Raw genomic sequence first — 24,722 nt, 5'->3', positions numbered from 1 at the left:
GAACGCCCTCATCCGTTCCGTTCGGCCGCCGACAGCGGCGGTCGAAGAATGTTCATTATCAGCCGATTAGGCAAGAGGCCCGGCCGGGGCACCTGACCTCGCCTCAGGCGCGCGGCACCGTCTCCATCGGGAAGATCATCACGGCGCCCTTCGGTCCCTTGTCGTCGGTGAGCCGCATGGCCGAACGCGTCGCCGGCGCCCTGCCGATATCGGCCAGCATATCGGAGAAGTTTGGTTGTCCAAGTCCGCGCGTTACAGAGACAACGCCCTCTTGCGCCAGGAAACTCAGATCCTGCTTCTCGCTCTGCGGCGGTGCTTCGGTCAAGACGGCGATCATCCGCTCCATGCCGAAGCTGGTGTCGGTGAATTTGAACAGGCCTTCCTCGAGCACGGCGCCTTCGGTCAGGCGCTCGGCAAGAAAAAGCTGGATGGAATAGTCGGAGCCGACATAGAGCACGTTGATGTCGACCAGGTTGGTCGAACCGTTCCTGGCCAGCACGTGGACCTGATCGTCGGGCGAAACACGCGGCACCGTCGACGGTTCGATCGGCTGCAGCGTGTCGCTGTCAAAACGCTTGATCCGGAACTCGACGCTGACCTCTTCCGGCCGATAATCGGAAGCGGCGGCCAGCCTCGACAGGCCGATGGCGCGGAAGATTTTCGTCAGGTTCTTGGCCGCGGCATCGACCAACTTTTCGCGGCCGTCCGGATGAATGACGATCATCGGCGGCTTGCTGCCCTCCTTGAGCGTCATGTCGCCCGAAGCCGGCAGGAACCACAGCGCCGGCGCGTCGGTGGCATCTTCGGCGGCGCCGGCAATGGCGTTCTCGCGCAGCACGGCGAGACGCAGATCTGCGCTCTTGCCCGGCTCGACCAGCGCGATGTGGAACCCTGAGTTCTCCCTGGCCGCCAGATCGTCGAGAACCGAGTTCGCCAGCGCGGCCTCTTTCTCGAGGCCGTTGGTCGCCGCCGGCCGCGCAATCACGAGCTTGTAGTCGACGGCGAGCTCGGCGAGCCGGGCATAGGCATTGGCGGGGATGTCGGCCAGCTTGATCGCCGGCTTGCCGCCGAACTCGACCGGCTTGACCCGGCTTTCCAGGTTTTTCGCCGACTGCACCTGGAGATAGCCAAGCGCGTCCGACAGCGGCGACAGCGCCGAGGGCAATATTGCGAGCCTGCTGCCTGGGGTGAGGCGATGCAGCAGTCCGGCGCCGATCGTGGCTTTGTCGTTCTCGATGACGATCGGCCATTGCATGACCGCGTCTGTCTTGTCGGTGCCGAAGACGCGGGCGTCGAGTTCCCCTTCGAACAGCGGCGTCGGCCGGGTGCGGCCGTCCGCCGAATATTGCTGCAGCACGGCCTGGCCGAGCTGGCGGTAGGTGATGTTGGGATTCTCGGCCAGTTTCGACAGGATGGTGAAGGTGAACAGCCCGAATCGAGGCGCATCGGCCGTGCCCTTGGGCAGCGGCATCTCGGGCGTCGTCTCCACCGTCTGCGCCGCGTAGAAGGCGACCAATTTGCCTTTGGTGGTCGGCTCGGCGCCGGTCGGCGTCAGCTTGAAGGCTGGCTTGCGCTGCCCGTCCTCGTCAAAGCCGCGCGGCGCGGCCGACGCAATCGCGTCATAGGCTTTCACCGCAGCCGCCCTGGCAGCGTCGCCGCCGCCGACCAGATCGGCGAACTCGACCTTGCGTTCCAGCTCGTCGTCGACCTCGGCGGCGCGCGTCGCAGTGCCGGAATGGCAGCAGTCGAATACGGCCCAGATAAAGGCGCCCTTGTCGCGGATAGCGTCGAGCGCGGTGCCGATCTCGTTGTCGACCAGCGCATTGGGCACGCCCGTTTCGCGGTTGACCCATTTGTCGATGTCGGACGGCAAGAAAATCTCGTCGAGGCCGTCCGTCTCGTCGCCCTTGTTCGCCGCCGGCTGCTGCGCGCCGTGACCGGACAAATGCAGGTAGACGAAATCGTCACGCTGGACCTTGGCGGCAAGGTCGGCGAGTGCTGCCTTGATCGCCGCATGTGTCGGCGGTCCGTTGGCGCCTTCGACATCCTTGGCGAGCAGCGCGACGTTTTCGGCTGAAAACTTCACCGGCGCGGGCGTGTACTTCAGGAGGTAATCGCGCACCAGGCCGGCATCGTTCTTCGGTCCGATCAGCCAGTTCTTCTTCGGCAGGTTCGGATAATCGGTGCAGGCAACAAGCAGCGCATGGTAGGTGCGCGCCGCTGCGAATGCCCGAAACGGCACCAGGCCGGCAGCGGCCAGCGCGGACGTGCCGGCAAGCAGCGTCCGCCGCGTCACTTTGATCATGATTGCTTCCCCAAGCCCGATCGAATTTCCAAGCACGGCCAGCCTGGCCGAGGATGTCAGTATTTTGAATATGGCGTCGCCGGTCTGCCGACCATCGGCTGCGATACAAACAGTAGCAAAAAAGGCAGTTCGTCGCTATCTCAGTGGAAGAGGCCGGATTGCATGCCTAATGGCAGCGATCGGCACGGAGCGGCTTGGAACGGGATCATGGCGGCAAGGGATGTACTGACGAAGAACCAGCTTTGCGTGCTCGAGAAACTCGAGGCCGCCAGCGGACCGCTCAGCGCCTATACTTTGCTCGACCAATTGCGCGAGCGCGGTTTTCGCGCGCCGCTGCAGGTCTACCGGGCGCTCGACACGCTGGTGAAATCCGGCTTCGTGCACAGGCTCGAAAGCCTCAATTCCTTCGTCGCCTGTGCCGAGCCGCACGACCACAGCCATTCGATGACGGCGTTTGCTATCTGCGACACCTGCGGCCAGGTGACCGAGTTCTCCGACCACGATGTCGGCCACCGGCTCGACGAATGGGTGCGTTCGACCGGCTTCGCCGCCAAGAAGGCGGTGATCGAGTTTCGTGGGACATGTGCGAAGTGTTTGGCTGAAGCGGCTTGAAGGCCGGTTAGGCCGCAACATAGCGGTGGCGACCTTTTGATGTCGGCAGGACAGAGGGGGCGCGAAAGATCGCTACAGATTACAATTGGTCGGCCGCGGACGTCCGCACGCTAATGCGCCTCTTCCCAGTTGTCGGCGGCGCGGGCGTCGACGTGCAGCGGCACCGACATCGACACCGCCGGCATGGCGGCGTTCTCCATGACGTGGCAGACGACCGGGATCGTCGCCTCGACCTCGGCTTCGACGGTCTCGAAGACCAGCTCGTCATGCACCTGCAGCAGCATGCGGGCGGAAAGCCTGGCTTTGTCCAGGGCATCGTCCATGCGGATCATGGCGCGGCGGATGATGTCGGCCGCGGTGCCCTGCAGGCGGGCGTTGATCGAGGCGCGCTCGTTGAAGGCACGGACCGAAGGATTTGACGATCTGATTTCCGGATAGTGGATGCGGCGGCCGAAAATGGTTTCGACATAGCCGTGCTCGCGGGCATAGGCCTTGGTCGCATCGATATAGTCGCGGATGCCGGGGAAACGCTCGAAATATTTCTTGATGTAGTCGCCGGCTTCCTCGCGCGCGATCGACAGCTGGTTGGCGAGGCCAAAAGCGGAAATGCCGTAGATGATGCCGAAATTGATCGCCTTGGCACGGCGGCGCACTTCCGAAGGCATGCCCTCGACCGGCACGTTGAACATTTCAGACGCGGTGATCGCGTGGATGTCGGCGCCGTCGGCGAAGGCCTGCTTGAGCTGCGGGATTTCGGCGACGTGGGCGAGCACGCGCAGCTCGATCTGGCTGTAGTCGGCGGAAACCAGCTTGTTGCCCTTTTCGGCAATGAAGGCCGTCCTGATCTTTCGGCCCTCGACGGTGCGCACCGGAATGTTCTGCAGATTGGGATCCGAGGACGAAAGCCGCCCGGTCGTCGTCGCGGCAAGCGCGTAGGAGGTGTGGACGCGCTTGGTGTCGGGATGGATGAAGCCGGGCAGCGCATCGGTATAGGTCGATTTCAGCTTGGTCAGCTGGCGCCAGTCGACGATCTTGCGCGGCAATTCATGGCCTTCGGCGGCGAGGTCTTCGAGAAGCTGCGCCGAGGTCGACCACTGGCCGGTCTTGGTTTTAGAACCGCCGGGCAGGCCCATCCTGCCGAACAGGATGTCGCCGAGCTGTTTTGGCGAGCCGATGTTGATGCGTTCGCCGACCAGCTGGTAGATTTCGTCCTCGAGCCGTGCGGCACCCTGTGCCAGTTCGCCGGAGAGCCGCGACAGAATCTGCCGGTCGACGGAGATGCCGCGCTGTTCCATCCGCGCCAAGACCGGCACCAGCGGCCGTTCCAGCCGTTCATAGACCGAGACCAGGCCCTTGGCGGCAAGCCGTGGCTTCAGCACCTGCCAGAGCCTGAGCGCGACGTCGGCGTGCTCGGCGCCGTAAGCCGTCGCCTTGCCGAGGTCGGCCTGATCGAGGCCGACGAAGCTTCTTCCCGAACCGGCCAATTCCTTCAGCGGAATGGTCGCGTGGCCGAGCCATTTATCGGCCAGCGCCTCCAGGCCGTGGCCACCGTGGGTGCCGGCCTCGAGCACGTAGGAGATCAGCATGGTGTCGTCATAGGGGCCGATCTCGATGCCGTGACGGCTCATGATGACTAGGCGGTATTTCATGTCGTGCACGATCTTGAGGACGGATTTGTCCTCGAGCAGCGGCTTGAGCAACGCCAGCGCGTCGCGGACCGGGACCTGGTTTTCGACCGCGCCGCCGCCGAGCAGGTCGCCATTGCCGTTTTTATGGGCAAGCGGCACATAGGCGGCATGGCCAGGCGCGACGGCCATGGCAAGGCCGATCAGTTCGGCCCGCATCGGATCGGGCGAGGAGGCCTTAACGTCGAAGGCGACGATGCCTCTCTCCATCGCCTCGGCGATCCAGACCTTCAGCGTCGCGGCATCGCGGATGCACGCGTAGGCGCTGGTGTCGATCTTGCGGGTGGTGGCAGCCTCCAGGCGAAGCGCCGAAAGCAGGGATGGGGTGTCGCCTTGCTTGGCTGCAGCCGGGGCTTCGAGCGCCGCTTCGTCCGGCGGCGGCGCGCTCTCGGCGGCGGCGGGCAGGCCAAAACCCATATCGGGGCCATGCGCGGTATCGGCACGCTCTATGGTGACGGGAGTGGCTGGAACATCGCCCGCGTCGGTTCCGGTCGCTTCGGCCACGCGGCGGGTCAGCGTCGAGAATTCCATGGTCTTGAGAAAGCCGATCAGCCTGGGGCCGTCCGGCGCATGCAACACGAACTCGTCAAGCCCTTCGGTCACCGGCACGTCGTTCTTCAACCTCACCAGGTCACGCGAAATGCGCGCCTTGTCGGCATTGGCGATGATCGATTCGCGCCGCTTGTCCTGCTTGATCTCGCCGGCGCGGGCAAGCAGCGTGTCGAGGTCGCCGAACTGTTCGAGCAATTGCGCCGCCGTCTTCGGCCCGATGCCGGGCACGCCGGGCACATTGTCGACCGAATCGCCGGTCAGTGCCTGCAGGTCGATCATCTTCTCCGGCGGCACGCCCCATTTCTCGATCACCTCGGAAACGCCTATCTGGCGGTCCTTCATCGGGTCGTACATGGCAACCGTTGGGCCGACCAGTTGCATCAGGTCCTTGTCAGAGGAGATGATGGTGGTGTCGGCGCCGGCTTCGCCGGCAAGCCGGCAATAGGTGGCGATCAAATCGTCGGCCTCGTAGCCTTCCGTCTCAAGGCATGGCAGGTTGAAGGCCCTGGTCGCCTGGCGGATCAGGCCGAATTGCGGGATCAAATCTTCCGGCGGCGCCGAGCGGTTGGCCTTGTATTCGGGGTAGAGGTCGTTGCGGAAGGTCTTCGACGAATAGTCGAAAATCACGGCGAAATGCGTCGGCACGATGCCGACATCGGTGTTGCGGGCGTCCTGCGTCAGCTTCCAGACCATGTTGCAGAAGCCGAGCACGGCACTGGTCGGCAGCCCGTCGGACTTGCGGGACAGCGGCGGCAGCGCGTGATAGGCACGGAAGATGTAGCCGGAGCCGTCGACAAGGAAGAGATGATCGCCTTTTTTCATGGCACGAGGGATAGCGCGGCGCAGCGCCGCGGTCCATGCCAAAGGCGGCTTGCGCCAAGGGTTCCGGCAACACCCTGACAAATGGCGTGCGAGCTTGGCCGGCCCTGGCGCTTGGCCGCAGCTTTGTTCGCTCACGCCTATGTTACAAAAGTGTAATTTTTGTGCCCTTGAATCGCCACGTTCGCAGACACAGATAAAACGCATCGGCAGTTTTCGCCGAAGTCCGGAGCAAGGCCCGTCCCCCGCCTATCCCGGACACTTGCGGCAGCCTATCCCCCCTCTCCGGGCTGCCGCATCGTTTCGAGTAAAGGCCGCCGTGGTTCCCCTCCACCACGGCGGCATTTTTTTGCCGTTGGACAGGAAGCTGTGGCCCAACGGTCGCGGGCTTTCCGTTTCGCCGCATGGGCTCTAGATTTGCCGCCAGAATCGAAAGGCCCGCCAGATGTCCGCAGTTTCCCCTGTTCTCGACCGCCTAGACAAGAACTTCGACCAGAGCCTGGAACGGCTGTTCGGCCTGCTCGGCATCAAGTCGATCTCCACCGATCCGGACTACGCCGCCGACTGCCGCAAGGCCGCCGAATGGCTGGTCGCCGAGCTCAAGCTGATCGGCTTCGACGCCAGCTTGCGCGACACGCCGGGGCATCCGATGGTGGTCGCGCATCACGATGGGCCGGCGGGCGCGCCGCATCTGTTGTTTTACGGCCATTACGACGTCCAGCCGGTCGATCCGATCGAGCTGTGGGAAAGCGACCCGTTCGCGCCGGCGGTCAAGGAGATCGGGCCCGGCCACAAGGTGATCACCGGCCGCGGCGCGGCCGACGACAAGGGCCAGCTGATGACCTTCGTCGAGGCCTGCCGGGCGTGGAAGCAGGTGCATGGCGGATTGCCGTGCCGAATCACAATCCTGTTCGAGGGCGAGGAGGAGTCCGGATCGCCGTCGCTGAAGCCGTTTCTCGAGGCGAATGCGGATGAGCTCAAGGCCGATTTCGCGCTCGTCTGCGACACCGGCATGTGGGACCGTGATACGCCGTCGATCTGCGTCTCGCTGCGCGGGCTGGTCGGCGAGGAGATCACGGTGACTGCCGCCGACCGCGACCTGCATTCCGGGCTCTATGGCGGTGCGGCCGCCAATCCGATCCGCGTCCTGGCAAAGATCCTGGCCGACATCCACGATGCCGATGGTCACGTCACCATTCCAGGTTTTTATGACGGCGTCGAGGAAACGCCGTCGCAGATATTGCAGTCGTGGCTGTCGCTCGGCGAGACGGCCGAGACCTTCCTCGGCCCGATTGGCCTGTCGATTCCGTCCGGCGAAAAGGGCCGCTCGGTGCTCGAGCTCACCTGGGCGCGACCGACGGCCGAGTTCAACGGCATTATCGGCGGCTATACCGGCAAGGGCTTCAAGACGGTGATCGCCGCGCAAGCCTCGGCAAAAGTCTCCTTCCGCCTGGTCCACAAACAGGATCCGGAAAAAATCCGCGCCGCCTTCCAGGCATTTGCCAGGCAGCGCGTGCCAGCGGACTGCTCGGTCGAATTTCATCCGCATGGCGGCTCGCCGGCAATCCAGCTTTCCTACGACTCGCCCTTCCTGGCCAAGGCCAAGCAGGCGCTGTCGGACGAATGGCCGAAGCCGGCGGTAATAACCGGCGGCGGCGGCTCGATCCCGGTGGTCGGCGATTTCCAGACCTATCTCGGCATGGAATCGCTGCTGGTCGGTTTCGGCCTCGACGATGACCGCATCCACTCGCCGAACGAGAAGTACGAGATGAGCTCCTTCCACAAGGGCCAGCGCTCCTGGGCGCGCATTCTCGAGGCGCTGACACGCTGAAATTGCGCCAGACTCAAGTTTTTGTTGATTTTTCGCCGGATCGCGGCAAGGACGGGCACGGTCCGTCGCGCATCGCTGCACGGGGCCGCGACCGGAGAAGACGATGAGCGACATACGTTTCCACAAAAACGATCTGCCCGGCCTGCTGCATTACGATGTCGGGGCGGTCGCCATCGATACCGAGACGCTAGGGCTGAACCCGCATCGCGACCGGCTCTGCGTCGTGCAGATCTCGCCGGGCGACGGCTCGGCCGACGTCATCCAAATTGCGCCCGGCCAGAAGAAGGCGCCGAACCTCGTCAGCCTGCTCAAGAACCGCAGCATCACCAAGCTTTTTCATTACGGCCGCTTCGATCTCGCCGTGCTCTACAACGCCTTCGGCGTCATGCCGGAGCCGGTGTTCTGCACCAAGATCGCGTCGCGGCTGACGCGCACCTACACCGACCGGCACGGGCTGAAGGACATCTGCTTCGAGCTTCTCGGGGTCGGCCTGTCGAAGGCGCAGCAATCATCCGACTGGGCAGCCGAGACGCTGTCGCCTGAGCAGCTCGAATATGCCGCCTCCGACGTGCTCTATCTGCACCGACTGCGCGACGTACTGAGCGCGCGTCTGGCGCGCGACAACCGGACCAGGGAGGCCGATGCCTGCTTCCGCTTCCTGCCGACGCGTGCGAAACTCGACCTGATGGGCTGGGATGAAGAGGACATCTTCGCCCACAGCTAATGGCCTTCTGGCACTTTAACGCCGTCGGCCGGGAGGAATTGAAATGGCTGCGCGAAAACCAATCGAGACGGCACCCAAGGACGGTTCCAAGGTCACCGTCTACTGGCAGGACAGCGACGGCGTGATGAACGAGAGCATCGCGCAATACCGTTCGCTCGACCGGCTGAAGGCGGCCGGCGGCGACTGGGACGAAAGCGATGCCGGCTGGTGGGCCTATACCGACGGCCATACGCAAAGGAAGATCGAGCCAATCAGCTGGCGGCCGGCCTCCGACGATCCGGACGCCGACGACTGAGGGTTGTCGCAACCGCCGAACTGAAGTGATTATTCTGAGGCAAGGCATATTTTGTTCTTGCTTTGTGCCGGCAGCTATGCTACTAATCTCGCTATGGTGCTCATTGGCTCCAAGGACCCGTCCGCCGAGGCGGGTTTTTCATTTCCGGCTTTGGCGCTGTCGCGGGCCGCGCCTGTTCCGCAAACGGTTGAATACACTTTACTTCGATTTTTCCCGGCTTAACCCGCCCTTAAATCGCCGCATCTAGTCTTCAACCCGAACGCCATAGGCATCGGAAAGACAGCACAGCGCATGGCGAACCGGAAAGACAGCCGCATCGAGCCCAGCTTCGAGGCATCGCCGGGGGCGAGATCTTCGGCCGGTTTTTCGGTGAGCGAGGAGGACCGCGTCGTGCCGAGCAACCGTAAAGCCGCTGCAAAGCGCAAATCGACCAAGGCCAAGCCGTCTCGTGGCGGGCGCGGCAAAAGCCGGCGCGGCGTGTTCGGCGTGCTTGGCCGGCTGTTCTACTGGTGCTTCGTGCTGGCCATCTGGGGCGGCATCGCCACTGCCGGCATCGTCGTCTATTACGGCGCGAAAATGCCGGCGGCCACCACCTGGGCCATTCCCGATCGCGCCCCCAACATCAAGATCGTCTCGGTCGACGGTCAGCTGCTTGGCAATCGCGGCATGAGCGGCGGCGAGGCCGTCGGCCTGCACGAAATGTCGCCCTATATTCCCGAGGCCGTCATCGCCATCGAAGACCGCCGCTTCTATTCGCATTTCGGCATCGACCCGATCGGCCTTTCCCGGGCCATGGTGACCAATGTGCTGGGCGGACATTTTTCGCAGGGCGGCTCGACGCTGACCCAGCAGCTGGCCAAGAACCTGTTCCTGACGCCGGACCGCACGCTGGAACGCAAGGTGCAGGAAGTGCTCTTGGCGCTCTGGCTGGAGCACAAGCATACGAAGGACCAGATCCTCGAAATGTACCTCAACCGGGTCTATTTCGGCTCTGGCGCCTATGGTGTCGAAGCAGCCTCGCGCCGTTATTTCGGCAAGAGCGCGCGTGACGTCACGCTGTCGGAGGCGGCACTTCTCGCCGGCCTGCTCAAGGCGCCGTCGCGGCTGTCGCCAGCGCGCGACCCGAAGGCGGCCGAGCAGCGCGCGCAGCTGGTGCTCGCTGCGATGCGCGACGAGGGCAAGATCAGCGCTAAGGAGCAGACCACGGCGATGAGCGCGCCGGCGACACGCGCGCCATCCTACTGGACCGGCTCGGAAAACTACGTCGCCGACACCATCATGGAAGAACTGCCCGACCTGATCGGCGACGTGCGCCGCGATATCGTCGTCGACACAACAGTCGATCTGACGCTGCAGAAGCTCGCCGAGCAATCGATCCGCCGGCTGATCGACCAGAGCGGCAAAAAACTCAATGTCAGCCAGGGCGCGCTGGTGTCGATCGACAATTCCGGCGCGGTGCGCGCGATGGTCGGCGGTTACGACTATTCGACCAGCCAGTTCGACCGCGCCTCGGAAGCGCGCCGGCAGCCGGGCTCGGCGTTCAAGCCGTTCGTCTATATGGCGGCGCTGGAATCCGGCCGCACGCCCGACAGCGTGCGCAACGACGCGCCGATCAAGATCGGCAACTGGACGCCCGACAATTACGGCGGCAAATATTTCGGCAAGGTGACGCTGGCGACGGCGCTGGCAAAATCACTGAACTCGGTGGCCGCGCAGTTGACCATGGAAGTCGGGCCGAATGCGGTGGTCGAGGCGGCGCACCGCATGGGCATTCAGTCCGAGCTGACCGCCAACACCTCGATCGCGCTGGGCACCTCGGAAGTGACGCCGCTGGAACTGACCTCGGCCTATGTTCCCTTCGCCAATGGCGGTTACAAGCCGGACATCCATTTCATCCGCCGGGTCACGACGAGCGACGGCAAGGTGCTCTACGAAAACAATGGCGGCGGTGCGCCGCGCGTCGTCAAGCCCGATGTCGTGGGGATGATGAACTCGATGATGACCGGCACGGTCGAGATCGGCACTGCCAGGAAGGCGGCGTTCGCCTGGCCGGCGGCCGGCAAGACCGGCACCAGCCAGAATTCGCGCGACGCCTGGTTCATCGGCTATACAGCCAATCTGACCACCGGCGTCTGGTTCGGCAACGATGACGGCAGCGCGATGAAGAAGGTCACCGGCGGCGCGCTACCGGCGCAGGCCTGGCACGAGTTCATGGTCGCCGCGCATGAGGGCGTGCCGGTGCGGCCGCTGCCTGGAACCTGGAAGTCGACGCCGCCCGACACCATCGTGCCGGACGAGATACCGTCCGATACGGCGCCGCCGGCGCCGGTCGCTTCCGTCGGCCAATCGGCGCCGCCAACAGCAGCTACCCAGCCGGCCTCGCGTCCCGTGCGTCCTGCCGAGACGGTCGATGCCGGCGGCCTGGCCATGCCGGGCGTCGACAGCGCCACCGCATCGATCAAGCACCCGGTGCCGCCCGGCGAAGTCGGCGGACCGGTCAAGAAGCGGCAGACCTCGATATTGGATATTCTGACAGGCGGCTGAGGCTGATCCCCCTCGCAACCGCGACCGCGTTCCGCTACATGTCCGCCTGGAGACAAGCGACATGGCTGAACTCGACACCAGAAAGACGATCGTGCTGACCGGCGCCAGCCGCGGCATCGGCCATGCCACGGTGAAGCGCTTTTCACGCGAAGGCTGGCGCGTCATCACCTGCTCGCGCCAGGCATTTGCCGAGGACTGCCCGTGGCCGGCCGGCCCGGAAGACCACATCAAGGTCGATCTCGCCGACCAGGAGGATGTCGGCATCGCCATATCCGAGATCCGCCACCGGCTGGAGGCGCATGGCGGGCAGCTGCACGCGCTGGTCAACAATGCCGGTATCTCGCCGAAGCTCAAGGACGGCAACAGCCGCATGAACTCGATCGACACGCCGATGCATGTCTGGCGCGACGTCTTCCAGGTCAATTTCTTCGCCCCGATCATGCTGGCGCGCGGTCTGTTCAAGGAACTGGCATCGGCCAAGGGCTCGATCGTCAACGTCACCTCGATCGCCGGCACCCGCGTGCATCCTTTCGCCGGCACCGCCTATGCGACATCGAAGGCGGCGCTCGGCTCGCTGACGCGCGAAATGGCGCATGATTTCGGCCCGCACGGCATCCGCGTCAATGCGATTGCGCCGGGCGAGATCGATACGGCGATCCTGTCGCCGGGCACGGAAAAAATCGTCGAGACGATCCCGCTGAGGCGGCTGGGCACCACGGCGGAAGTTGCCGACATCATTTTCTTCCTGTGCTCGCAGCAGGCGTCCTACGTGACCGGCTCGGAAATTCACATCAACGGCGGCCAGCACGTTTGAGCGGCTGAGTTTTATCAATCGTCGGCGCTCCCTCCAGCGCTGGCGACCCCCTCTCCCTATCCTTCACGGGAGGACCTGCCCCAGCCTGGGATTAGTAAGGAAATTGCACGCCGCCGATGCCCGATCAGGTCGCCTGCAGCAGGCTCTCGATATCGGGTATGCTGTGGTTGGTCAGCGTCTTTGGAATTTCGGCCGTTAGCTTGTCGGTGACCTCCTTGTGCAGTTTCCTGCGCATGTCGCCCAGCACCGGCGGCGGCGCGATCAGCACGATCTCCTTGAATGTGCCGCGATGCGCGAGCTTGTAGAGCCTGTCGGCAATCTCTTCGGCAAAACGCTCCTTGCCGAGACGGTGCCAGTCGGTGTCCTCGACCGCACTGCGGTGGACGGAAGGGCCGTCGCTGTAGCGGCCGGGGCGGTCCGTGCCTTGTTCTCGGGTTGCCGGATTTTCCTGCTCCATCTCGTGCACGACTTGAAGGTCGGGATATTGGACGTCTCCACGGTTCTCGAGGAACAGCGCCTTTTCGCCATCTGCCACCACGATCCACAGTCCGCGTTTCAGTCTGACGTTGCTCATGGGGCGCTCCTTTTTGATTTTCGCCGGGCCTTTGCTGCAGGGGTGTGACCGGCCCGGGTCCATAGGGCAAACGCGTACCGAGGCGGGAATGTTCCGGCACTCGGACCCGGTGCTCCGACAGAGGTCGGCGAGAGTGCGGGGCCGCCGTCGATTGCTCGGTCAGCATCCGGCGGCTTAATCTACTAAATTGATAGAATTTAGAAAAATCTGGTTTGTGGTTAGCTCCTCCGGCCGCTAAAAAGGCAGCGGATCAAGGGCTGCAACAGCGGCTTCAATCTGCTCCGCCTTTGAATGTGGAATATTTTTCTCTTGGCCTTCGTGCTTGCAGAAAAGAGATTGCCTGCTACGAAGCGATGCGCGAGTGGGTGCCTTCTGGTTTTTCGCGCCCCCGCGTAGAACTGACAAACGGTTCCAGGATTCCGCTCGTCATGCCGCAAGCCACGCCCAAGCTCAATGCCTTTCCCGTCTTCATGCGGGTCGAGGGCGAAGCCATAGCCATCGTCGGCGGCGCAGAGGAAGCGCTGGCCAAGGCGCGGCTGCTCGCGCAGTCGAGCGCTGTGCTGCGCATCGTCAGCGATGAAACAAGCCCGGAGCTGCTGGCCTTTATCGCCGAGACGGGGGCCGCCCACATTGCCAGCGCCTATGATGCAGCACATCTCAACGGTGCGGTGATGGTGTTTGCCGCCAGCGGCGACGAGGCGCTCGATCGCCGCGTTGCCGGGGATGCGCGCCGGCTGGGCATTCCGGTCAATGCCGTCGACCGGCCGGAGCTATGCGATTTCTTCACGCCGGCGCTGGTCAACCGCGCGCCGGTCGCCATTGCCATCGGCACGGAAGGTGCCGGCCCGGTGCTGGCGCAGATGCTGCGCAGCCGCATCGACCGCATGCTGTCGCCGTCGCTCGGTCCGCTCGCAGCGCTCGCCGCCTCGTTTCGCGATACCGCCGAAAGACTGCTGCCGAAGGGCAATGCCCGCCGCCGCTTCTGGAGCGATTTCTTTGGCGGCGCGCCAGCCCGCGCTGTCGAGGCCGGCGAGCTTTCGCAGGCGCATGATGCGGCCGTCGGCCTGCTGCTTTCGAAGGAACCGGCATCGGGCCATATCGCGCTTGTAGGCGCCGGTCCAGGCGCCGAGGACCTTTTGACGCTGCGCGCCCATCGCCTGCTGATGGAAGCCGACGTGATCGTCCATGACGCGCTGGTGCCGGAGGCGATCGTCGCCATGGGCCGCCGCGATGCGGAGCGCCTGCCGGTCGGCAAGCGCAAGGGCTGCCATTCCAAGAGCCAGGCCGAGATCAATGCGCTGCTGGTCGAGCTTGGCCACGCCGGCAAGCGCGTCGTGCGGCTGAAGTCCGGCGACCCGCTGGTGTTCGGCCGGGCCGGCGAGGAGATGGCGGCGCTTCGCGATGCCGGCGTCGCCTACGAAGTGGTTCCGGGCGTCACCGCAGCCTTTGCCGCCGCCGCCGATTTCGAACTGCCGCTGACGCTGCGCGGCGTGTCGTCGTCGATGGTGTTCACCACCGGCCATGACCTCAAGGGCAATTCGCTGCCCGACTGGGCAAAGCTCGCCATTTCCGGCGCGACGGTCGCCGTCTATATGGGCCGCTCGGTCGCCGCCGAGGTCGCCGGCCGGCTGATCGAAGCCGGCCTGTCGCCGGATACGGCCGTCGCCGTGGTCGAGAATGCCAGCCTTGCCAACCGCCGCCGTTTCCACGGCACACTCGCCGACCTGCCGTCGTTGGAGGCGCGCGCCGACCTTAGCGGCCCGGTGATGACCATCATCGGCGACGCGGTCGCCGGCGCCAATTTCGAACGGTCCGAGCCGCTGGCGGCACACAGGCAGGAAAGCGTGCTCCGGTCTGCCGCGCATGGAGTGAGCCAATGAAAGTCCTGACCGCGAACCGCCTCGCCGACGGCATAGCCGTCTGGTACGCCAATGGCGGCTGGGCCGAGACCATCGACCATGCCGACATCGCCCATGACAAGGCGGCCGAGGACCGGCTGGAGGCGATCGGCGCCAAGGCCTCCGCCGCCAACGAAGTGGTCGACGTCAACCTGATAGACGTGACCGTGGCCAACGGCACGGTCGAAGCGGTCCGGTTGCGCGAAAAGATCCGTGCCGCCGGCCCGACCACCCGCAACGATCTGGGCAAGCAGGCCCGTCTGCAAGCCGCACGCGCGGCATAGATGACACAAGCATGATCCCGATCATGCTCGAACGAAGAAAATAACGGGCGGACGCGCCCGGAAAGACCTGAATATGTACCGTTACGATGAGTTCGACCACGATTTCGTCAAGGCCCGCGTCGCCGAGTTCAGCGACCAGGTCGCGCGGCGCCTTGCCGGCGAGATCACCGAGGACCAGTTCCGGCCGCTGCGGCTGATGAACGGCGTCTATCTGCAGCTGCATGCCTATATGCTGCGCATCGCGGTGCCCTACGGCACGCTGAACAGCAAGCAGCTGCGCATGCTCGGCCACATCGCCCGCAAATACGACAAGGGCTATGGGCATTTCACGACGCGCCAGAACATCCAGTTCAACTGGCCGGCGCTGTCGGACATCCCGGCGATCCTGGCCGATCTGGCAAGCGTCGAGATGCACGCCATCCAGACCAGCGGCAACTGCATTCGCAACGTCACCGCCGACCACTTCGCCGGCGCCGCCGCCGACGAGGTTGCCGATCCGCGTCCCTATGCCGAAATCCTGCGGCAATGGTCCTCGGTGCATCCGGAATTCTCGTTCCTGCCGCGAAAATTCAAGATCGCGGTGACCGGCGCCGAGCGCGACCGCGCCGCCATCCAGACGCATGACATCGGCCTGCACCTGAAGAAGAACGCCGCCGGTGAGCTTGGTTTCGCCGTCTATGTCGGCGGCGGCCAGGGCCGCACGCCGATGGTGGCCAAGAAGATCCGCGATTTCCTGCCCGAAGCGGATCTGTTGTCCTACTGCACGGCGATCCTGCGCGTTTATAACCTCTACGGCCGTCGCGACAACAAGTTCAAGGCGCGCATCAAGATCCTGGTCCATGAGACCGGCGTCGAGGAGATCACCCGCCAGGTCGAGGCCGAATGGCAGGAGTTGAAGGACGCCGAGCTGAGGCTGCCGGAAGAAGACATCCGCGCCATCGATGCCTATTTCGCGCCGCCTCCGCTTGTCGACCGGCCGGAAGGCGACGAGGCGGTCAAGCTTGCCCGCCTCGACTCCAAGAGCTTTTCCGAATGGCTGGACCAGAATGTGGTCACCCATCGCCATCCCGACTACGCGGCGGTGACCATCTCGCTCAAGGGCATCGGCGAGACGCCGGGCGATGCCACCGACAGCCAGATGGAAGCGGTCGCCGACATTGCCGAAAAATATTCATTCGACGAGCTGCGCGTCAGCCACGAGCAGAACCTGATCCTGCCGCATGTCGCGCGGGCCGACCTCAAAGCGGTCTATGACGCGCTTGTCGATATCGGGCTGGCGACGGCCAATTCGAACCTGATCAGCGACATCATCTCCTGCCCCGGCCTCGATTATTGCGCGCTGGCGACGGCGCGCTCGATTCCCGTGGCGCAGGAAATCTCGCGGCGCTTCGCCTCACTGGAGCGCCAGCGCGAGATCGGCGAATTGAAGCTGAAGATTTCCGGCTGCATCAATGCCTGCGGCCATCACCATGTCGGCCATATCGGCATCCTCGGGGTCGAGAAGAAAGGCGCCGAGCTCTACCAGGTAACGCTCGGCGGCTCGGCCGACGAGAACACCTCGGTCGGCGAGATCATCGGCCGCGGCTTCAGTTCGGAAGAGATCACCGATGCCATCGAGCAGATCGTCGAGACCTATCTCGGGCTTCGGCTGGACAGAAACGAAAGATTCATCGACGCCTACCGCCGTGTCGGTCCTGCGCCGTTCAAGGAGGCGCTCTATGCTGGCGAAGCCAAGGCCGCTTGACCGTATTGTCGACGTCGAGGCCGGCATCGCCGCCCAAGCGGCGGGTCTCGACGCGCTCTACGGCCATCTGAAGCCGCTGGAGATCATCGAGCGGTCAACCCGGGAATTCTTTCACGGCGAAATCGCCGCCGTCTCGTCCTTCGGCGCGGATTCGGCGGTGCTGCTGCACATGATCGCCGAGATCGACCGCACGCTGCCGGTGATCTTTCTCGACACCGGCAAGCATTTCGAGGAGACGCTCGGCTATCGTGACGCGCTGGCCGCCGATTTCGGGCTGACCGATATCCGGGTGATCAGGCCCGACGATGCGGCGCTGGCAAGGATCGATCCGACCGGCAATCTGAACGAGACCGACACCGACGCCTGCTGCGAGGTGCGCAAGGTCGAGCCGCTGGCGCGCGGCGTCGAGCCGTTCCGCGCCTGGTTCACCGGCCGCAAGCGCTTCCAGGCGGCGACCCGGGCAGCGCTCCCGGTGTTCGAGGCGGTCGGCTCGCGCATCCGCATAAATCCGCTGGCGCACTGGACGACATCGGACCAGGCCGGCTACATGCGCGCACATGCGCTGCGTGAAAACCCGCTGGTCGCCTATGGCTATCTGTCGATCGGCTGCTTCCCATGCACGCAGCCGGTGCAACCGGGCGACGACGCGCGCAGCGGCCGCTGGGCCGGGCACGCCAAGACCGAATGCGGCATCCACTTGTCGGGGTTGGAAAGGTCGCTGACTGACGCCTCACTTTAGGGTAGATTGATATTCAGCCGGCCTGCAAACGGCGGATTCCTGCGCTTCCGGTGCTCACGTACCCAAGAGTACGCTCCGCTCCGGTTCCTGGAAGCCACCATTTTGGTCGCTTCGCGTCCGCCTTCGGCTCCGGCTCGGCCTGACCTGAATCTCAACGCACCCTGAGGTGTTTTGCACTTTAGAATCTTTGGACTTGGGAATTTTCTTGATGAGCGACTTGATAGCCGAAAACGCCATGCGGCTGTGGACACCGGATGGGTTCCGAGAGGACGAGTGGGTTCATGCCGAAAGCGCCGAGGCGCTGGGCGGCAATGGCCGTTTCATCCTGCCGTTGCAGGCGTTTCTCGGCTTTGATCCGGAGGTGCGGCGGTCGGCGAAGGAACGCATCGGCGTGCTGCTGCAGCCCGGCGACCAGCTCGACAAGATCGCCGGCCTGCTCGACCAGCTGTCGTTGGTGGCGCTGGCCTTTCCGGCGTTCAATGACGGCCGCTCCTTCTCCAAGGGCGAATTGCTGCGCAGCCGTTACCACTTCACCGGCGCCATGCGCGCCACCGGGCAGGTGCTTATCGACCAGCTGCCGCATATGCTGCGCCTCGGCTTCGACGAATTCGAGATCTCGCACCCGGTGCTGCTGAAGCGGCTCGAGCAAGGCCGCACAGGCGGACTGCCGCTGTTCTATCAGCCGGCGGTGAAGCCGGAGCCCAAAGGCCCGAAATATTCCTGGCGGCGGGTGCGCCCCGGCTGATCCCCTCCAGAGGGCCAGAAGCCTATCTGGTCGGACCACATCCTGATTCCAGCCTTTTATTTTGCGCCTATCCGCCTTAGGATAGGCCCATTATTTCGCGATCAGAATAAATGTGGCCACAAGGGAGGAACCGGGTATGGCTGGCAAGAAGATATTGATGCTCGTTGGCGAGTTCAGCGAGGAGTACGAGATTTTCGTCTTTGAACAGGCCATGCATGCGGTCGGCCATACCGTCCATGTCGTTTGCCCCGACAAAAAGGCCGGCGATATCCTGAAGACCTCGCTGCACGACTTCGAGGGCCACCAGACCTATACGGAAAAGCTCGGCCACGACTACATCCTCAACAAGACGTTTTCCGAGGTCAATCCCTCCGACTACGATGCCGTCTACGCGGCGGGCGGGCGCGGGCCGGAATATATCCGCATCGACAAACGCGTGCAGGCGCTGGTGCGGCATTTCCATGAGACGGGAAAGCCGATCTTCACCATCTGCCACGGCGTGCAGATCCTGATCGCAGTCGACGGCGTGGTGCGCGGCCGCGAAGTCGCGGCACTGCAATATTGCGAGCCGGAAGTCACGCTGGCCGGCGGCATCTATATCGATGTTGCGCCGACCGGCGCCCATGTCGACGGCAATCTGGTGTCGGCCAAGGGCTGGCCGGGCCTTGCCGCGTTCATGCGCGAATGCCTGAAAGTGCTGGGCACCGAGATCCGCCAAGGCGAGATCCTGATGCGCGACCAACGCCAGGCGGCTTAAGCTCGGAATTTGGAGCCTGCCGCACCCCTAACGCATGTCGCGCAAAAGTGTGTTCAGCGGTTTTGTGATAACGGCATGCATAAACAAGAACCTAGAGCGCGTCGCATGAGGCTGGTCGAGCGCGACGCGCCTTAGGTGCGGCGGTGCGCCTACACGGCCATCCGCGCTTCGCGGAACGATACCAGCTTGCTGCGGGTCTCGTCCCACAGCGCCAGCTTGACGCAGCGCAGGCTGTCGAGGAGCGTGACGCGGCCGATCTCACGCAATTCCGGATAGTCCCTCAGCACTTCCGGAAGCCGGTAGCACGGCACCTTGGCCGAAAGGTGGTGCACGTGGTGGACGCCGATATTGCCGGTGATCCAGTTCAGCACCGGCGGCAGGTCGTAATAGGACGAACCGTGCAGGGCAGCGTGCTGGAATTCCCACTCGGAGTCCTTTGTCCACTCCGTCTCCTCGAACTGATGCTGGACATAGAACAGCCAGATGCCGGCCGATCCGGCGAGGATGACGATCGGCAGATGCACGACCAGAAACGCGCCGGGGCCAACGAACCAGATGAGCAGCGCGGCGATGACCGCAATGGCGAGGTTGGTCGACATCGACGACACCCAGGGGGTGAAACCGCCCCGCATCATGCCCAAGGGCAGTCTCTGCTCGAACATGAAAATCCATATCGGGCCAAGGCCGAACATCACCAGCGGATGGCGATAGAGGCGATAGGCGAGCCGGCCCCGCCACGACAGTTGCCGATATTCAGCGACGGTCAGTGTCTTGATGTCGCCGGTGCCGCGCTCGTCGAGATTGCCTGCGCTGGCGTGATGGGTTGCGTGGGCGCGGCGCCAGCAATCGTAGGGCGTCAGCGTCAGCACGCCAAGCACACGGCCGATCCAGTCGTCGGCATAGCGATTGGCAAAAAAGGAACCGTGGCCACAATCGTGCTGGATCATGAAGATCCGCACCAGAAAGCCGGCTGCCGGAAGGATGAGGACCAGACCCCACCAATGGCCATAGGCATAGGCGGCCGAAGACAGTGCCCACAGCGTGGCGAAGGGAATGAGGGTGATGGCGAGTTCGACGGCGCTGCGACGCCTGTCGGGCTTTTTATAGCGCGACAGGATTTTCAACCAGGCGCGCTTGCTGTTTGCCACAGCTTCGGGGGAAATCATGTTCATCATGAAACATAGGCGGAGCAGGGCGCTGCCGCAAGACGAAGATCACGCAAAGTTACTGCGGGTAAATGTCGCGCGATGCGACGAATTCCGGCCACAGTCGCCGGGCGCGTCGCCGGCAACGGCGCCTATCGACGGCGCCCGCCTGCGACCATGTTGGTTTCGATGCCATCCAGGCGGTCGAGCAATTTCTTCAGGCGGTCGGGAATATCCGTCTCCGTGCGGAATGCCGGCAGGGTGCGCAGGAAGCGCTTGGTGGTCTCATTGCCGAGCTGGCGCCGGATATCGACGGCGAGCGCGTCGTGCTTTTCGCCATTGGTGCGGGACATCTTCCAAAATCCTGTGTCGGCTTCGAAACTCCTCCAGGAGAGAAATGGTTCCCGCATTGTAGTAGCCTGGCAAGCAAAGCCGTCGGATACGGTAAAGTTTGAATTAAAATCGAAAAGTCTCCGCTGTTCGCCTTCCAGCCGCGGCAGCGGCTGCAGTAGCGCTTGCCCCTTGATTTTTGGCCGCCAAACCTCGATATCGGGCGCAAATCCACACCATCGAAAATGACGGGAAACGGCGATGAGCGACCAGGCAAAAGACGAACGCGCGCCCGATGAAGCCGAGAAGACCGAGGCTGCCGCGGAGCCAAGGGAAAGCGGCGCCGACGGCGACTATGAAGCGCTTGTGCGGCTTCTGAAGGAAAACGAAGAGCTGAAGGATCGCGCGCTGCGCGTCGCGGCCGACATGGAGAATTTGCGCCGCCGCACCGCCCGCGACGTCCACGATGCGCGTGCCTATGCGGTTGCCAACTTTGCCCGCGACATGCTTTCGGTGTCAGACAATCTGCGCCGTGCTCTGGATGCCATCCCGGAGGAGGCCAAGGCTTCGGGCGATGCCGGTTTCAAGGCGCTGATCGACGGCGTCGAGATCACCGAGCGCGCCATGCTGTCGGCGCTGGAACGTCACGGCGTGAAGAAGCTTGAGCCCGAGGGCGAGAAATTCGATCCGAATTTCCACCAGGCGATGTTCGAGGTGCCCAATCCCGACGTACCGGCCAACACGGTCGTGCAGGTCGTGCAGCCCGGCTATTCGATCGGCGAGCGTGTGCTGCGGCCGGCCATGGTCGGCGTCGCCAAGGGCGGCCCCAAGCATGTGGCGAGCGAAGCGCCGGTGGAGCCGGGGCCGGTGAATGAGCAAGCTGAGAAGGATGCGTAGGTTAGGGGAGTAGGGGATCAGGGATTAACGCTACGTCGGATAAAGTAGAGCAATTGCCTACTCCGGCCGTTACCTTCTCTCCCCTACTGCCCTACTCAGGCAGCAAACCGCTGCGCTTCTCCGCCATAATAATTGACGTAGCGGGCACCGATCTCCTTGACCGGCATCACCACGAACACGTCGACCGTCGAGAATTCACGGTCGATGACGCAGCCGTCGCCGATGCGCGCGCCGACGCGCAGATAGCCCTTGACCAGCGGCGGCATCGCGGCGATCGCCGCCTTGGTGTTGACGGCCTCGATCGGCATCAGGTCCATGGAACAATAGCGCCCGGCGACGGCGCGCACGTCCCAGGATGAATTCGTCCGGCAGTGGTGGGCAAGATAGGTCAGCGCCTCCGCATGTGCCGCCGGCACGGTGCCGTGGAACGACGCGCATCCGGTCATCACGCCGATGCCGTAATGGTTGATATAGGCCCAGATGCCTTGCCACAGCGCCTCGATGGTGCGCTTCGAGCGGTATTCCGGCAGAACACAGGAGCGGCCGAGCTCGAGGAAACGCTGGCCGGGATGCCGCGCGATCAGCTTGGTCAGCTCGAATTCGCCTTCGGAATAGAAGCCGCCGGCCGCCGCGGCAATCTCCTGCCGCAGCAGGCGGTAGGTGCCGACGATGCGGCGATGCTCGGGGCCGGAAAGCGAAGTATCGAACACAAGCAGATGATCGCAGAGGGGATCGAAGCGATCGGCATCGCGGCGGTCCTGCATCTGGAACAGGTCCTTCCTGGCACCAAGCTCGTCGTAGAACACCCGGTAGCGCACTTCCTGCGCGGCAGCGATCTCGGCCTCGTTGCGGGCGAGCCGCACTTCGAGATTGCCGATGCGGCCGAGCGATGCGCCTTTTATGACGGCATCGGCGTTCCGGCCGACGAGCAAAGGCCCGCTGGCGTTCGGCCGAGCATCACATTCCGGCATGACTGTATGCACGAGTGATTCTCCTTCGAGCCATCCCTCTTGGCACGGGGATACGGTGTAGGTGCAACAGGATTGTGACAGTACCGTGATACGGCTCTGCGGGCAATACTTCGTCGGCTGGGTAATCTATCAACCGTCTATGTTGTGCCTCAGGCGGCCACTTGCCCCTCGACGGCATGAACCAGGGCATCGGGGTCGAGCGGCTTGGTGACGAAGCCGCTGGCACCGTGAGCGAGCACGGCATGGCGGGTCTTTTCCTGGCTGTCGGCCGACAGCACCATGATCGGCACCGGCGGCACCGCGGTCTCCTCCTCATGGCGGCGGATGGCGGCGATGGCGTCCAGGCCGTCCATGACAGGCATGTGCAAGTCCATCAGCACCACGTCGTAGCGGTGCTTGTGGCCGGTGCTGATGACCGCCTCGACCGCGGCCTTGCCGTTGCCGACCACTTTCACGCGATGCCCGGCCTTCAGCAGCGTGGCGCGGGCCAGCATGGCATTGATGTCGTTGTCCTCGGCGATCAGCACCGACAGGCCCTGCTGGCGGGCGCCAATGGCATGCCCGGCCTGCGCGCCGCGCCTTTGCAGTTGCGGCTCGGCGATGACCGGTGCATGGCTGGTCAAAAGCACGCGCAGCAGTGTCTCGCCGCGCACCGGCCTCGCCAGGAAGGTGGCGTAACCATTGGCACGGAACTCGCCAAGCATGCCGCGGTCGGTCGGCGCGATCAGCGTCACTGCCTCGCACTCGGCAAATCCGCTCTGGCGCAGGCGCCTGAGCAGCCTGCCGTCGCTTTGCTCCATGGCAGCATCGATCAGCAGCACGTCACAGCCCTCGGCGAAAGCGGTGGCCTGGGCGGCGGCGGTGGCCAGATCGACCGTGCCGCCATTGGCGCGAATGGTGCGGGCGATGGCTTCGGCCTCGACCGGGTTCTTCGACACGATCACCGCATGCCGGCCCGACAGCGGGTTCTCGCGGATCTGCGGCGCCTCGACGGCGGAAATAGCGGGAATCTCGAAGACGAATTCAGATCCCTGGCCAAGGCGGCTCGAAACAGAGATGGTGCCGCCCATGGCGGTCACCAGGCGCTTGGAAATGGCAAGACCGAGGCCGGCACCGCCATGCGCACGGGTCGAGGTGCCGTCAGCCTGTTCAAAGTCCTCGAAGATACGCTCCATGTCCTCCTCGCGCAGACCGGGGCCGGTGTCGGTGATGGTGAAGCGGATGCGGTCGGTGGTTTCGGTGCGGACGCGGGCGATGCTTGCCAGGACGCCGCCGCTGTCGGTGAACTTGACGGCGTTGCCGATGAGGTTGAGCAGCACCTGCCTGACCCTGCCGGGGTCGGCGGTGATCAGCTGCGGCACGTCGGGTTCGACATGACAGCCGAGGCCGATATCCTTGGCAAAAGCCCGCGCCGCCAAAAGCTCGACGACATTGTCGGCGATCTCACGCACCGACATCGGCTGCGGTTCGGGGTCGAAGCGGCCGGCCTCGATCTTGGAGTAGTCGAGCAGGTCCTCGATCAGCGCCAGCAGCGCGCTGGCCGAGGTCGAGATGGCGCCGACATAGGTCCGCTGCTCGGGCGAAAGGCTAGTGTCGGCGAGAAGCCGGGCCATGCCCATGATGCCGTTCATCGGCGTGCGGATCTCGTGGCTGACGGTGGCGAGGAAACGCGATTTGGCCTGGCTCGCATATTCGGCCCGCTCGCGGGCGGTGATCAGCGAGGATTCGGCGCGCTTGCGGGCGGTGATGTCGCGGGCGATGGCGCGATGCGAAACGGCGCCGCTGTCCTTGTCGCGCACCGACAGCTCGATCCAAGAGAACCAGCGTGGACCGTCCGGCGTGCGAATGGCGACGTCGGTGGAACTCAGGCATTCATGGTCGGAAAAGGCGGCGTCGGGGACGATTCCGACATCGATGCCTAGTTCGGCCAGGGTCTTGCCGGCCAACTCGCGCTGGTCGGTTTCGACAAGGTCGGCGAAAACCTTGTTGGCGTAGACGATGTGGCCGTCGCGGTCGCGGTGGACGACGAGATCGCCGAGTGCATCGATCAGACCGCGAAAGCGCTCCTCGCTCTCCTGCATCTCCCACATGCGGTCGGCCAGCGTCTCGATTTCGGCGCGGCTGCGGGCGGTGGTGGCATCGAGCAGGGCCACCGCGCGGCGCTCGGTGCGCCTGTTGTGCAGATGCATGGCGAGCCCGGCCATGGCTGTCGCCAAAAGGCCGATGGTGATGAAGATCGGCGCTCCGGTCAAATGCGACAGGCCCGCCAGCACGACGATGGCGACCAGCGTCAGGAAGGACAGGCCTTCGCGGTTGGCGTCGGGTAATTCCGGCGCCAGCGGTGGCGCGGCGACAAGCTGCCGTGCTGGCGCCTCGGGGGCCGGCCCGTCGGCCCGTTCGGCTGGTTCCGCCGCTCTGATGCCGGGTTCCGCAATCATACGGAACTCCTGCCAGACA

Annotated in this window: 20 protein-coding genes; 13 read left to right on the top strand and 7 right to left on the bottom strand. The window is 64.1% G+C overall.

Translation table 11 applies throughout. From position 1 onward, the window contains the following. Nucleotides 1-103: 103 nt before the first annotated feature. On the bottom strand, nucleotides 104-2,305 hold the full coding sequence (locus NKH83_RS04105) for a caspase family protein (protein ID WP_352802206.1): 2,202 nt from the start codon (nucleotides 2,303-2,305) through the stop codon (nucleotides 104-106). 207 nt (nucleotides 2,306-2,512) lie between these two features. Between NKH83_RS04105 and NKH83_RS04100 the strand changes: the two genes are divergently transcribed. Next, nucleotides 2,513-2,917 (top strand): Fur family transcriptional regulator, encoded by a 405-nt coding sequence (locus tag NKH83_RS04100; RefSeq protein ID WP_023675234.1) that lies wholly within the window; start codon nucleotides 2,513-2,515, stop codon nucleotides 2,915-2,917. A 110-nt stretch (nucleotides 2,918-3,027) separates the two neighbouring features. On the opposite strand, the gene polA is transcribed toward NKH83_RS04100, so the two are convergent. Further along, nucleotides 3,028-5,976, bottom strand: coding sequence for a DNA polymerase I (gene polA, locus NKH83_RS04095; RefSeq protein ID WP_352476388.1), 2,949 nt, complete (start codon nucleotides 5,974-5,976; stop codon nucleotides 3,028-3,030). 442 nt (nucleotides 5,977-6,418) lie between these two features. Here polA and NKH83_RS04090 point away from each other — a divergent pair, with 442 nt between their 5' ends. From NKH83_RS04090 to NKH83_RS04070, 5 genes are all read left to right on the top strand, one after another. After that, complete coding sequence (locus NKH83_RS04090; RefSeq protein WP_352476389.1) at nucleotides 6,419-7,804, top strand: M20/M25/M40 family metallo-hydrolase; 1,386 nt, start codon at nucleotides 6,419-6,421, stop codon at nucleotides 7,802-7,804. Nucleotides 7,805-7,907: 103 nt separating this feature from the next. Beyond that, a complete protein-coding gene (locus NKH83_RS04085; protein WP_023675237.1) occupies nucleotides 7,908-8,528 on the top strand; it encodes a ribonuclease D in 621 nt (206 codons plus the stop codon). A 43-nt stretch (nucleotides 8,529-8,571) separates the two neighbouring features. Then, nucleotides 8,572-8,823: a hypothetical protein gene (locus NKH83_RS04080; RefSeq protein ID WP_352448348.1), complete on the top strand. Its 252-nt coding sequence runs from the start codon at nucleotides 8,572-8,574 to the stop codon at nucleotides 8,821-8,823. 291 nt (nucleotides 8,824-9,114) lie between these two features. Continuing rightward, nucleotides 9,115-11,367 (top strand): transglycosylase domain-containing protein, encoded by a 2,253-nt coding sequence (locus NKH83_RS04075; RefSeq protein WP_352476390.1) that lies wholly within the window; start codon nucleotides 9,115-9,117, stop codon nucleotides 11,365-11,367. Between the two features lie 61 nt (nucleotides 11,368-11,428). Next, nucleotides 11,429-12,181, top strand: a complete 753-nt coding sequence (locus NKH83_RS04070; protein WP_254816795.1) for an SDR family NAD(P)-dependent oxidoreductase — start codon at nucleotides 11,429-11,431, stop codon at nucleotides 12,179-12,181. A gap of 124 nt (nucleotides 12,182-12,305) precedes the next feature. Here the strand turns inward: NKH83_RS04070 and NKH83_RS04065 are convergent, their stop codons facing one another. Next, a complete protein-coding gene (locus tag NKH83_RS04065) occupies nucleotides 12,306-12,755 on the bottom strand; it encodes a baeRF12 domain-containing protein (protein WP_254816796.1) in 450 nt (149 codons plus the stop codon). Between the two features lie 428 nt (nucleotides 12,756-13,183). Between NKH83_RS04065 and cysG the strand changes: the two genes are divergently transcribed. From cysG to NKH83_RS04035, 6 genes are all read left to right on the top strand, one after another. After that, nucleotides 13,184-14,635: a siroheme synthase CysG gene (cysG, locus tag NKH83_RS04060; protein ID WP_352476391.1), complete on the top strand. Its 1,452-nt coding sequence runs from the start codon at nucleotides 13,184-13,186 to the stop codon at nucleotides 14,633-14,635. After that, nucleotides 14,632-14,937, top strand: a complete 306-nt coding sequence (locus tag NKH83_RS04055) for a DUF2849 domain-containing protein (RefSeq protein WP_352649545.1) — start codon at nucleotides 14,632-14,634, stop codon at nucleotides 14,935-14,937. The genes cysG and NKH83_RS04055 overlap by 4 nt, the downstream gene beginning before the upstream one ends. A 73-nt stretch (nucleotides 14,938-15,010) precedes the next feature. Further along, the gene (locus NKH83_RS04050) at nucleotides 15,011-16,681 is read left to right on the top strand and encodes a nitrite/sulfite reductase (RefSeq protein ID WP_352802202.1); all 1,671 of its coding nucleotides are present in this window, start codon (nucleotides 15,011-15,013) and stop codon (nucleotides 16,679-16,681) included. Further along, the gene (locus NKH83_RS04045; protein WP_352649547.1) at nucleotides 16,656-17,420 is read left to right on the top strand and encodes a phosphoadenylyl-sulfate reductase; all 765 of its coding nucleotides are present in this window, start codon (nucleotides 16,656-16,658) and stop codon (nucleotides 17,418-17,420) included. Before NKH83_RS04050 ends, NKH83_RS04045 begins: the two co-directional genes overlap by 26 nt. A 208-nt stretch (nucleotides 17,421-17,628) precedes the next feature. Beyond that, nucleotides 17,629-18,165, top strand: coding sequence for a DUF934 domain-containing protein (locus NKH83_RS04040; RefSeq protein ID WP_352476395.1), 537 nt, complete (start codon nucleotides 17,629-17,631; stop codon nucleotides 18,163-18,165). 136 nt (nucleotides 18,166-18,301) lie between these two features. Beyond that, nucleotides 18,302-18,922, top strand: coding sequence for a DJ-1/PfpI family protein (locus NKH83_RS04035; protein ID WP_352476396.1), 621 nt, complete (start codon nucleotides 18,302-18,304; stop codon nucleotides 18,920-18,922). A 149-nt stretch (nucleotides 18,923-19,071) separates the two neighbouring features. Here the strand turns inward: NKH83_RS04035 and NKH83_RS04030 are convergent, their stop codons facing one another. Together NKH83_RS04030 and NKH83_RS04025 are read right to left on the bottom strand one after the other, a co-directional pair. Then, on the bottom strand, nucleotides 19,072-20,094 hold the full coding sequence (locus tag NKH83_RS04030; RefSeq protein WP_254816802.1) for a fatty acid desaturase: 1,023 nt from the start codon (nucleotides 20,092-20,094) through the stop codon (nucleotides 19,072-19,074). 125 nt (nucleotides 20,095-20,219) lie between these two features. Continuing rightward, complete coding sequence (locus tag NKH83_RS04025) at nucleotides 20,220-20,420, bottom strand: hypothetical protein (RefSeq protein ID WP_254816803.1); 201 nt, start codon at nucleotides 20,418-20,420, stop codon at nucleotides 20,220-20,222. 238 nt (nucleotides 20,421-20,658) lie between these two features. On the opposite strand from NKH83_RS04025, the gene grpE reads away from it, so the two are divergent. Next, nucleotides 20,659-21,294 (top strand): nucleotide exchange factor GrpE, encoded by a 636-nt coding sequence (gene grpE, locus NKH83_RS04020; protein ID WP_352649549.1) that lies wholly within the window; start codon nucleotides 20,659-20,661, stop codon nucleotides 21,292-21,294. A 95-nt stretch (nucleotides 21,295-21,389) separates the two neighbouring features. Here grpE and olsB read toward each other — a convergent pair whose 3' ends face one another. Together olsB and NKH83_RS04010 are read right to left on the bottom strand one after the other, a co-directional pair. Next, nucleotides 21,390-22,265, bottom strand: a complete 876-nt coding sequence (olsB, locus tag NKH83_RS04015; protein ID WP_023675251.1) for a l-ornithine N(alpha)-acyltransferase — start codon at nucleotides 22,263-22,265, stop codon at nucleotides 21,390-21,392. A 149-nt stretch (nucleotides 22,266-22,414) separates the two neighbouring features. Beyond that, the gene (locus tag NKH83_RS04010; RefSeq protein WP_352802199.1) at nucleotides 22,415-24,703 is read right to left on the bottom strand and encodes a PAS domain-containing hybrid sensor histidine kinase/response regulator; all 2,289 of its coding nucleotides are present in this window, start codon (nucleotides 24,701-24,703) and stop codon (nucleotides 22,415-22,417) included. Between the last annotated feature and the right edge of the window lie 19 nt (nucleotides 24,704-24,722).

This window comes from Mesorhizobium sp. M0909 (genome assembly GCF_040319515.1).
In the GTDB taxonomy this organism is placed as follows: Bacteria; Pseudomonadota; Alphaproteobacteria; order Rhizobiales; family Rhizobiaceae; genus Mesorhizobium.
The sequence above is the reverse complement of the archived record's forward strand: the minus strand, read 5'-3'. Positions and strand labels throughout refer to the sequence as shown.